We start from the raw sequence: 9,682 nt of genomic DNA, 5'->3' as shown, positions 1-9,682 counted from the left end.
TGGTCGGGTATCTTACTGAAAATTTATTATTTAATCTAACCTAAGATAGATCAAGATTATATCTAAGAAAAGATGTGAAATATTAGTCTATCTTTGAAAATAGTAATCAGCACAGATATTGCTGTTACTGAGGTAAAAAATGTTGTCATATTTTTTCATCGCACTCGCTACAGCTTTAAGTTTGCTGATTGTTGATTTAGTTGTTCCTGGTGTAGATATTGCTAATTTCCCCGCAGCTTTAATTGCTGCGGTTGTGATTGGTTTAATTAATAGTGGAATTAAACCAACTATTAATATCTTGTCTTTACCTTTGACATATCTGACATTGGGGGGTTTTTCCCTCATTGTTAACGGAATTTGCTTTTGGTTAGCATCAGTTTTAGTTCCAGGTTTTCAAGTTCAAGGATTAATCGCTTTTATTCTCGGTCCTGTAGTTCTTTCTTTAGCTAATACCTTTCTCAGTAAATACTTCGCAGAAAAAGGTTTTGAATTACAAGATAATCAATAGGTAAACCCAATTTAAAAACTAGGAAATATCCATGAACTTATTACGGATACTTATCGGGTTATTTTTACCCCCCTTGGGAGTTTTTCTCACAGTTGGATTTGGTCCAACTTTGTTAATTAACATTTTGCTGACTTTGCTTGGTTGGCTTCCTGGTAGCATTCATGCAGTTTGGGTAATTGTCAAGCATGAAGAAAATATGAATAGAGAGGAAGGTACTTATTAAGTATGTAACAATAACAAGATCCCCGACTTCTCTAAGAAGTCGGGGATCTAAAGGATAGTTAGTCTTTAAGCACGAATATCTTTATCTTTGAATAAATCAGCCGTTGCTAAAAGTAACTCGCGTAAAGTTTGTTTTAATTGACGTTCTTTCTTTGCTATAACTGCACCTGCGTCTGTCAATTTTTTTTCTAGAGATGAGTAACTTTCTTTTACTTGTGCTGTGATAGATTCGGCTTTGGGATGGGATTTATCACACCATTGTTTTGCTTCATTTAAATAATCCTGTACCTCTTGATCACTTCCACTATAACGTGCGGATAAATTTGCTCTGACAATTGCCGATTGTGCTTGTAATTGTGCATAGCGTTTCTTTAATAATCCGATTTCTTCACTATCTTTGATAGAATCAATTGCTGAATCAATCGCAATTTTTGTATCTGCTGATTTATCTTGACTCGTTTCGACTATCTTGGTTAAAATTCCTTCAATTTCTGCTTGTAGTTCTTCTTCTTCCCGATCTAATTGAGCTTGTAGCTGCTTAATTTCGGTTTGGGTTTTGACAATATCTGAGTGTTTTTTCAGACTTATAGCTTCCATAGCGCCTTCAATTGAAGCTACAACTCCTTCTCTAAATTCACTACCTTTTTCTTGCAAATTATCAACGACGGTAGAAACAGCATCATTAACTAAATTACGCAATTCATGAGAACCTTCTTGAAATTCAGAACCTACTTGAGAAACAGCAGATTTCACAATTTCCCGAATCCGTTCAGATTTTAATTGTCCTGTTTCTTGAGCTTGGCGTAAATCTAATTGAATTTGTTCTTTAACGTTTTTATTCATGGTCATATTAAATGCAAATCTCATACAACACTTACATTCAGTATGGCGAAATATTTTTACTATTAACACCCTCTAAAGATATAAAATCATATCTATCTCCAGGTAGTTTAAAGTACATTAATCACAATATCCCTGAATTTTTGATTTTTTTAGTTAAATGTTGCCAATTTATGAAATAATCAATATTGATCAATAACTAGATTCTAATTATGTGGCGGGTAAATATCACTTGTGATGGTGAAGCTTGGAAAGTGTACGGTGTTGAATTTAAGAAAATGGTAGTAAATTACCAAGCTGAATTGATTGGTTCTAAAAAAATGCCAGATGGAAAACGCATCATGTCTTATAAAATTGAAGATGTTAGCGAAGCCGAATCTTTTCAAGAAGAATGTACAAAATTTGTCGGCTTCATCTCTGATTTTGAAGCTTTATGAAAAAAGTAATAATATTGATATTATGCACATTTTGTTTGTGGACTATCAATTTTACCTTACCTGCTAATGCTTTAGATGCAGGAAATGGTGCAGAAATTTTTAGTTTCCATTGTGCTGGTTGTCATGTTAATGGAGGAAACATTATTAGACGGGGTAAAAACCTCAAAAAGAATGCACTTAAAAAATATGGAATGGATTCTTTAGCAGCGATTACAACCATTGTTACTAATGGTAAAAATAATATGTCAGCTTATAAAGAAAGATTGACAACAGAAGAAATTCAGAAAGTTGCGGCTTATGTTTTGGAACAAGCAGAAAAAGACTGGAAATAACAAGATAAAAAATATGATGTTACCTCAAGAAAGCTATTTACAATTTACTCCCGACTTGAAAATTTGCCGAATTTTAAATGGAATGTGGCAAGTTTCGGGAGGACATGGACGCATTAACCCCACAACTGCTATTGAGTCCATGTTTCAATATGTAGATGCTGGTTTTACAACCTGGGATTTAGCAGATCATTATGGACCAGCAGAAGATTTTATTGGTGAATTTCGTCGTCAATTAATTGCGACTCGTGGAGAAGAAGCTGTAAATAATATTCAAGCTTTTACAAAATGGGTTCCTCGTGCGGGGAAGATGACAAAAAAACTGGTCGAGGACAATATTGATATTTCTTTGAGAAGAATGGATGTTAAATCATTAGATTTAATGCAGTTCCATTGGTGGGAATATGGAGACTCTAATTATTTAGATGCTCTCAAATATATGGCAGAATTGCAAACTGAAGGTAAAATCAAACATTTAGCTTTAACTAATTTTGATACGGAACATTTGCAAATTATCACCGAAGCAGGAATCAAGATTGTTTCTAATCAAGTCCAGTTTTCCTTAGTTGACAGAAGACCACAAGTAAATATGGTTAAATTCTGTCAAGATCATAATATCAAAATATTTGCCTATGGTAGTGTTTGCGGTGGTTTGTTATCAGAAAAATATTTGAGTAACCCAGAACCAAAAAGCTCAGAAATCAACACCACTAGCTTGAGAAAATACAAACAAATGATTGCTAATTGGGGTGGTTGGAAATTATTTCAAGAGTTACTATATACTCTGAAACAAATCGCTGATAAACATCAAGTTAGTATTGCTAATGTGGCTGTAAATTACATTTTAAATCAGCCAGCAGTCGGGGGTGTAATTGTCGGTGCTAGATTAGGAATTGCGGAACATTTGTCAGATAATGCTAAGGTGTTTGGTTTTAATTTAGATGCTGAGGATATAGGGAAAATAGATGCAGTTTCTCAACAGTCACGGGATTTGTATCAGTTAATTGGTGATTGTGGGGATGAATATAGGAGGTAGTTTTAGGGTGGGTTAATTACAGCTTAACCCACCATTTTTACAATGATTTTTATTGAAGTTTCGCGCAAAGACGCAAAGAAGCAAAGACGCAAAGGAAGAAATAGTTAAGGAAATGTAGGTTGGGTTGAGCGACAGCGAAACCCAACATTACCAAGGATTTCGTTGGGTTTCGTTTCGAGGACTAACCGAGCAGTATTGGATCGGTATTGTACTATATCATTGGGGTCAATTTTAGCGATCGCCTAACCTAAATTTTTCTGAATTTTCATGAATTTTATCTGATAATAAAACTAGCCTCTTTAAGCAAAATCTATGGAAACCCTCACCTTAAACATACCTCCCGCAGTAAATTTAACAGATGAGCAGTTTTATCAACTTTGCATTGCTAACGAACCTTGGCAATTAGAACTTACCCAAACCGGAGAATTAATTATTATGCCCCCCACAGGTGGAGAAAGCGGAATTAGGAACTCAGATATAACTACAGATTTAAGTATTTGGAATCGTCAAACTAAATTAGGTAAAGTATTTGATTCTTCTACAGAGTTTAAATTACCTAGTGGTGCTTATCGCTGTCCTGATGCAGCTTGGGTAAAACTAGCACGTTGGGAGGCTTTAAGTAAAGAAGAAAAAAGACGGTTTCCCCCCCTTTGTCCTGATTTTGTGATTGAATTGCGCTCGGAAACTGATAGTTTAGAAAAATTACGCACTAAAATGCGAGAATATCAAAATAATGGGGCGCTTTTAGGTTGGTTAATTGATCCGCAAACACCCTCAGTAGAAATTTATTGTTACGGAAAAGATGTAGAAGTTTTAAACTTTGATTTTGACAACCCACCAAAACTTTCTGGTGAAGATATTTTACCTGGCTTTATACTCGATTTACAGATAATTTTAAATCCATAGACTTGTTCTTATCTCTGTGTTCTCTGTGTCTGAAGTGGTTCGTTATAAAAAATATGATTTCTCAAACAAGTATTCCCACTGGCTACCTTCGCAAAGTTCATCATATCGCCTTTAACGTCCAAAATATGGCAGCCTCTCGCCATTTTTACGGTCAGATTTTAGGCTTACACGAACTCACAGGAGAAGAAATACCCGCCACATTAATAGAACTTGTCAATGCTGGTAAAGTCGCTAATTTCATCACTCCCGACGGCACAATTATAGACTTATTTGGAGAACCAGAATTATTACCACCAAATCCAGATCCCAGTAAGTCCTTTACCAGAGCATATCATTTAGCCTTTGATATTGATCCAGAATTATTTGATCAAGCATTAGCAGTAATTACAGAAAATAATTTAGTTATTGCTTATGGACCCGTTACCCGTCCTACTGGTAGAGGAGTGTACTTTTATGACCCCGATGGGTTTATGATAGAAATTCGTTGTGATCCTGATTAAATCCAAAAATGGAAAAAATTTTAAAAGTCATTGCAGACGTAATTGCTAATCCACCAATTCCCCACGAACCCCAGAAACAATCTTTAAAAAATTGGGCAATGTATTGCTTACGGGATAGGGGTTTTATAGTTGTTTTTGCCCAAAATGCTGATTTTGCTGTGCAGTTTAAAAACGGTGACAAATTCTATTTTAAAGTTACCAATCAAGCCGATGATTTAGCCAATAATATCAACTGGATAGTTTGGGATAATGTGAATAAAACCACCAATTTGATTCCTCAAGCCTAGAGTTTTCGTTAATAACCGCAGGACTGAATTAATCTGCGGTTTTTCACATAGGATATCACTACAAATAAGTAGGTCGGCGTTAAAAATTATCGTTGTGGAAAGGCAAGAGGCAAGAGGCAAGAGGCACTCATGCAAGAGTGAAGAGGTTTTTGGAGATTTTACTTTTCTTTACACAATTTGGTTTTATTATGTTGACCTACTTACAAAGATTAAATTATCAAAGGTTTTAATTGACGTTCGCACCATTTACCCTCAACTAACTCTGTAACTAAAGGTGTGATCATAAACTTAGCCGGAAAACCCTCCAACACATCCACCCGCACACAAGAATAAGGTTTTTTACTCTCAAAACCGCTACCACTCCGTCCCACATACAACAGCGAATCTGCAACCTTGCGAATGGAAAGATCATTATTGCTGGTAAAGGTTTCCATTAATTCTCCCCCTTCTTGGCGTTGACGACGAGGACCGCGACCACTACCACCAGAAATAATATAATTAGTATGAGAGTCTGCGTGTCCTGTATTAACTGTCCGCAAATGTTCTAAACAATGGGCGTGTCCGCTAAATACTATATCTACTACCGGGTGTTCCTGCGTGAGATTACCTAAATTTTTCGCCACCTCATCGAAAACCTCCCGTAAACGATGACGGACAGCTAAAGTCTGTCCTTGATTCCATTTACTTCCTTCTGTAACATAAGGTGGATGGTGTAAAAATATTACCCGTCCCCTGACTGCGGAATTATGCCAAGATGCAATTAATCTATCTCTTAACCACGCCAATTGTTCAAAATCAACATTAGTATTGGTGTGAGATGCCAATTGCTTTTCAATATCAATTTTCACTTCATTTATTTGGTCTAATTTAGCACCAAGTTCCGCCAATAATTCCGCTTGATCAGGTTTTTCGGGATTCAGCTTGTCAAACTCCGTCAACATCCGTAATTCTTCTTGATCAATTTCCTGACGACGGGTTTCTAGTTCCCGACGAAAATTATCCCCAGCTTGGTTATGAGGTAAAGGATCTGGAGTATTGAAAGTATTAGAATCTAAGGCAAAAAAGTCAATCCCACCGTAACAAAAATTATAATAGCGATTAGGTAAACGCGTAAAACTTCCCGGTTGATAACGCAAACACCGACCCATACCAGTTTTAGCGGTGTAATGCTGTTTTAAATGCTGTTCTAACTCCGCTGGAGAAACTTCCGCCAAATAATCTAAAAATGCTCTAGCATAAGCATCACCTTGATTTGATCCATGCCAACCAATTTCAATATTTTTATAACGAAACATTCGCCGCAAAGGCAAAGTTGGACCAGTCAGCAACCGATACAATAAAGGCACATCATAGTAATCATGATTACCCAATACTGGTAAAATTGGCAACTGAAATACCATTTGATCATAAGTGATATCTTGGGGTTGATTACCGCCTACCAAAAATTCCCGATAAGGTTCAATAAAATTGGCTGGGTAATATTCACGAGAACCCACCATATAAATCACATCACCAGTGTGCAGCACAAACCGGCAATCATCACCATGATTTAACATCATTTTGGCAACTTCCCGTTGGGGATGGTGTCCAGAATGGGATTTAGTCCCAGTATCACCCATCACCATAAACGAAAATTCTGGACTGTCTGAGTTGCCATCATCTATCACTATACAGGTTTGGTCAATGCCCTGCTGTAGAATACTCGAATGCTGCCACCGCACCCGTTGTTTCATCTTTTGAATTTTGACCGCAATTGGTGGTTCAGAAATCAATCTCATAGGAAATATTAATCAGTATTTTGTCAGAAATGGCTATAGCTTGCGTGACGACGTAGGAGTCATACGCCACGCTACGCTATCAAGATGTCCAGGATTTAAGGTTAAATTAGTTAGGACTTATTTACGGTACAAGAATAACGAACCACAGAGGCACAGAGGTCACGGAGAAATGAGGGTTTGAGAGATATTTTGCGTGAGTCCTGTTAGTCCGCGTAGGCGGACTTTGTTTGTGTAGCTGCGATTTTTAATCGCCTAATATTGGTAAACTAGCGAAAACCTGTTCCACCAATATCTGAGTTTTATTTTCTAAATATTGCCAATCCACATCGCCATATTCATCAATTAAGCTAGTATCAATATCAACCGCTGTATTCTCTGGACTATAATTCAGAAAACATACTTGATAACACAAATCCCATAAATCTATATTGACTTGTTCCCCGTGACGTTGTAAAAGCAAGTTATATCCCGGATGGGGCATAGGCAAACTAGCCAGAGTTTTTCTAATTTCTTCTACTTGTATTGGTGTTGCGGTTTCCATTTCTTGCACCAACTGAGTTACCAAGGCTTTAGTTTCATCAGTAGTGTTAGCAGGCCAAGTCAACACATCCTGGTAAGTCCCTTTCCAGTCAGATATATCCAACTGCTTGCGAAGATTATCAATCACGCGAATAAAAGCAGGTTGCATCAAGATTTCAGCTTGTTGCCATGAGGTAGAATTAGTTATCTTAGGTGGCATAGCTAGTAAATATGGATACTGATAGTAAAATTAACAATTTGGTTCGATGAAAAAACTATACTTTTAATTTAAATCTTTTCTCAAGATACCTGATTTCAGAAAGAGAAATTTGGAGATATTTACTACTAGCAGGAAAATTTAAGCTGTAAAGCTGGGGAGGGAAATTATGATAGGCAAATTACTAGATCATCGCTACCAAGTCATTCGCGTCTTGGCGACAGGGGGATTTGGTCAAACCTATATTGCCCAAGATACCAGACGGCCAGGCAACCCCATCTGCGTGGTTAAACACCTGAAACCAGCTAATTCTGACCCTAACATCTTTGTTACTGCTAAACGCCTGTTTAATAGCGAAGCAGAAACTTTAGAGAAATTGAGCAACAATGACCAAATACCCAGGCTTTTAGCTTATTTTGACGAAAATCAAGAATTCTTTTTAGTCCAAGAATTTATTGACGGCCACACTCTGAGTGAAGAACTCATTCCCGGACAGCCTTGGAGTGAAGTCCAAGTTATGCAAATGCTGTTGGAAATTTTGAGTATTTTAGAGTTTGTTCACCAAGAAGGTGTGATTCACCGCGATATTAAGCCAGATAATATTATTCGCCGTGAGGCTGATTATAAATTAGTTTTAGTAGATTTTGGCGCAGTTAAACAACTACGCTCCCCTTTGGTTGTGGTGGGCGGACAACAAACGGCTACGGTAGCTATTGGCACGCCTGGCTATATGCCTACAGAACAGGGACAAGGTAAGCCTAGACCTAATAGCGATATTTACGCTTTGGGGATTATTGCTATTCAAGCATTAACGGGAGTCCCAGTTAGTCAATTACAAGAAGATCCAGATACAGGGGAAATTAACTGGCAGCATTTAATTCCTGTTAATCCTGAGTTAGTCGCAATTTTAACGAAGATGGTGCGTTATCATTTCAAAGAACGCTATCAAACAGCAACGGAAGCCTTACAAGCTTGTCGAGACTTGGTGAATATCACCCCAGAATTATCCCAACCGTCCCTATCTCCTCAAATTATTTATCAATCTCCACCACCCCTAGCTTCCAGATTTATACAGAAAACAATGGCGGTTTCTCCCGCTAATCGTGTTCCTTCTCAACCTGCCCCTCAACAACAATATATTCCTCAAGAATCTAATAAACCTGATCCTTTACCTTTATTAATTGGCATATTATTAGTAGGTGGTGTAGCGGCTTTATTTACAAATATATATCCCAATTTACAGAATTTAACTGGTAATTGGACAGGAGAAAAGACCAAATTAATAAATAATTGTCTGGCTGTAGTTGCGGCTAATTCTAATATTCGTTCTGAACCTAGTGCGATTAATTCTGATAATATTTTGAAGACCTTGGGTGCAGCTAGTAAATTTGAGGTGACGGGTAAGCGCACAAATCGCGGCTGGGTAGAAATTAAACTTTCATCTGGTCGCTTGGCTTGGGCGCATTCTGATATTATTTCTAATAATGAAACATGGATTTCTTGCCGACGTGACAAAGGTTTAGCTATTCAAATTGTAGATGATAGTTCTTTAATTGCATCCCTTCCTGTTCCTCAAGTTTCACAAAAACCTGCTGTGGAAACTTCTGCACCCAAACCAACTCCGGCTGCTACTGAAGATAAATCTAAAACGGTGGCAAAAGCTAGAGAAAAATTTGAATCAGGAGATTTACAAGGAGCAATTTCTTTGCTAAAATCAACTTCGGGAAATGCTATTTCTGGAATTCAAGAAACGGTGGATACTGTTAATCAATGGCAGCATGATTGGGCAAAAGCTGAGGCTTTAGCGAAGGATATTAATAAGGCTATTGATAATGGTAAATGGGATGAAGTTTTAGCTTATCGAGATCATCCTGAAAAGCTCCCGAATATTAAATATTGGCGTGATAAGTTAGAACCAATGTTTAAACAAGCTGCTGAAAATGCCGCTAAACAAGTATTACCCCAGGAAAATAAACCAACTCCCATAGCAACACCAAAAAGTGGGGTTTAAATATGCCGTTTGTTGGGTTATGGCTTCGTCACACTATGGCTAACGCCACTTCAAATAAAAATTTTTAGATCGCTCCGTTACACTACGCTATT

The 9,682-nt window shown here is 37.3% G+C and carries 12 protein-coding genes; 9 read left to right on the top strand and 3 right to left on the bottom strand.

The genetic code is table 11. The features are described from left to right. The first annotated feature begins 139 nt into the window (after positions 1 to 139). Together FJR08_RS19475 and FJR08_RS19470 are read left to right on the top strand one after the other, a co-directional pair. Positions 140 to 508 carry a phage holin family protein gene (locus FJR08_RS19475; RefSeq protein ID WP_015078805.1) on the top strand — a complete coding sequence of 123 codons (369 nt, stop codon included), beginning with the start codon at positions 140 to 142 and terminating at the stop codon, positions 506 to 508. A gap of 31 nt (positions 509 to 539) precedes the next feature. Beyond that, the gene (locus tag FJR08_RS19470) at positions 540 to 731 is read left to right on the top strand and encodes a YqaE/Pmp3 family membrane protein (protein ID WP_015078806.1); all 192 of its coding nucleotides are present in this window, start codon (positions 540 to 542) and stop codon (positions 729 to 731) included. 65 nt (positions 732 to 796) lie between these two features. Here the strand turns inward: FJR08_RS19470 and FJR08_RS19465 are convergent, their stop codons facing one another. After that, entirely contained in the window at positions 797 to 1,573 is a 777-nt protein-coding gene (locus tag FJR08_RS19465) for a histidine kinase (RefSeq protein ID WP_168634263.1), read from the bottom strand. A 209-nt stretch (positions 1,574 to 1,782) separates the two neighbouring features. Between FJR08_RS19465 and FJR08_RS19460 the strand changes: the two genes are divergently transcribed. From FJR08_RS19460 to FJR08_RS19435, 6 genes are all read left to right on the top strand, one after another. Then, positions 1,783 to 2,007: a hypothetical protein gene (locus FJR08_RS19460; protein WP_015078808.1), complete on the top strand. Its 225-nt coding sequence runs from the start codon at positions 1,783 to 1,785 to the stop codon at positions 2,005 to 2,007. Next, positions 2,004 to 2,339 carry a cytochrome c6 PetJ gene (gene petJ, locus FJR08_RS19455; RefSeq protein WP_168634258.1) on the top strand — a complete coding sequence of 112 codons (336 nt, stop codon included), beginning with the start codon at positions 2,004 to 2,006 and terminating at the stop codon, positions 2,337 to 2,339. Before FJR08_RS19460 ends, petJ begins: the two co-directional genes overlap by 4 nt. 13 nt (positions 2,340 to 2,352) lie before the next feature. Then, positions 2,353 to 3,372 carry an aldo/keto reductase gene (locus tag FJR08_RS19450; protein ID WP_168634257.1) on the top strand — a complete coding sequence of 340 codons (1,020 nt, stop codon included), beginning with the start codon at positions 2,353 to 2,355 and terminating at the stop codon, positions 3,370 to 3,372. Positions 3,373 to 3,684: 312 nt separating this feature from the next. Further along, a complete protein-coding gene (locus tag FJR08_RS19445; protein ID WP_015078811.1) occupies positions 3,685 to 4,278 on the top strand; it encodes a Uma2 family endonuclease in 594 nt (197 codons plus the stop codon). A gap of 53 nt (positions 4,279 to 4,331) precedes the next feature. Beyond that, complete coding sequence (locus FJR08_RS19440) at positions 4,332 to 4,778, top strand: VOC family protein (protein WP_015078812.1); 447 nt, start codon at positions 4,332 to 4,334, stop codon at positions 4,776 to 4,778. 8 nt (positions 4,779 to 4,786) lie between these two features. Continuing rightward, positions 4,787 to 5,065 (top strand): hypothetical protein, encoded by a 279-nt coding sequence (locus FJR08_RS19435; RefSeq protein ID WP_148761787.1) that lies wholly within the window; start codon positions 4,787 to 4,789, stop codon positions 5,063 to 5,065. 209 nt (positions 5,066 to 5,274) lie between these two features. Here the strand turns inward: FJR08_RS19435 and FJR08_RS19430 are convergent, their stop codons facing one another. Next, positions 5,275 to 6,843: a metallophosphoesterase gene (locus FJR08_RS19430; RefSeq protein WP_015078814.1), complete on the bottom strand. Its 1,569-nt coding sequence runs from the start codon at positions 6,841 to 6,843 to the stop codon at positions 5,275 to 5,277. 244 nt (positions 6,844 to 7,087) lie between these two features. Continuing rightward, the gene (locus FJR08_RS19425) at positions 7,088 to 7,582 is read right to left on the bottom strand and encodes a hypothetical protein (RefSeq protein WP_015078815.1); all 495 of its coding nucleotides are present in this window, start codon (positions 7,580 to 7,582) and stop codon (positions 7,088 to 7,090) included. A 166-nt stretch (positions 7,583 to 7,748) separates the two neighbouring features. Here FJR08_RS19425 and FJR08_RS19420 point away from each other — a divergent pair, with 166 nt between their 5' ends. Next, positions 7,749 to 9,590 (top strand): protein kinase, encoded by a 1,842-nt coding sequence (locus FJR08_RS19420; RefSeq protein WP_168634256.1) that lies wholly within the window; start codon positions 7,749 to 7,751, stop codon positions 9,588 to 9,590. The last annotated feature ends 92 nt before the right edge of the window (positions 9,591 to 9,682 follow it).

The sequence above is a fragment of the Dolichospermum sp. UHCC 0260 genome, assembly GCF_009711985.1.
Classification (GTDB): domain Bacteria; phylum Cyanobacteriota; class Cyanobacteriia; order Cyanobacteriales; family Nostocaceae; genus Dolichospermum; species Dolichospermum lemmermannii.
The sequence above is the reverse complement of the archived record's forward strand: the minus strand, read 5'-3'. Positions and strand labels throughout refer to the sequence as shown.

Excerpts from the sequence above, each read along its gene's own strand:
- FJR08_RS19445 (WP_015078811.1), top strand. The coding sequence starts at position 3,685 with ATGGAAACCCTCACCTTAAACATACCTCCCGCAGTAAATTTAACAGAT.
- FJR08_RS19460 (WP_015078808.1), top strand. The coding sequence starts at position 1,783 with ATGTGGCGGGTAAATATCACTTGTGATGGTGAAGCTTGGAAAGTGTAC.
- FJR08_RS19420 (WP_168634256.1), top strand. The coding sequence starts at position 7,749 with ATGATAGGCAAATTACTAGATCATCGCTACCAAGTCATTCGCGTCTTG.
- FJR08_RS19440 (WP_015078812.1), top strand. The coding sequence starts at position 4,332 with ATGATTTCTCAAACAAGTATTCCCACTGGCTACCTTCGCAAAGTTCAT.
- FJR08_RS19430 (WP_015078814.1), bottom strand. The coding sequence starts at position 6,843 with ATGAGATTGATTTCTGAACCACCAATTGCGGTCAAAATTCAAAAGATG.
- FJR08_RS19425 (WP_015078815.1), bottom strand. The coding sequence starts at position 7,582 with ATGCCACCTAAGATAACTAATTCTACCTCATGGCAACAAGCTGAAATC.
- FJR08_RS19450 (WP_168634257.1), top strand. The coding sequence starts at position 2,353 with ATGATGTTACCTCAAGAAAGCTATTTACAATTTACTCCCGACTTGAAA.
- FJR08_RS19465 (WP_168634263.1), bottom strand. The coding sequence starts at position 1,573 with ATGAATAAAAACGTTAAAGAACAAATTCAATTAGATTTACGCCAAGCT.
- petJ (WP_168634258.1), top strand. The coding sequence starts at position 2,004 with ATGAAAAAAGTAATAATATTGATATTATGCACATTTTGTTTGTGGACT.
- FJR08_RS19435 (WP_148761787.1), top strand. The coding sequence starts at position 4,787 with ATGGAAAAAATTTTAAAAGTCATTGCAGACGTAATTGCTAATCCACCA.
- FJR08_RS19470 (WP_015078806.1), top strand. The coding sequence starts at position 540 with ATGAACTTATTACGGATACTTATCGGGTTATTTTTACCCCCCTTGGGA.
- FJR08_RS19475 (WP_015078805.1), top strand. The coding sequence starts at position 140 with ATGTTGTCATATTTTTTCATCGCACTCGCTACAGCTTTAAGTTTGCTG.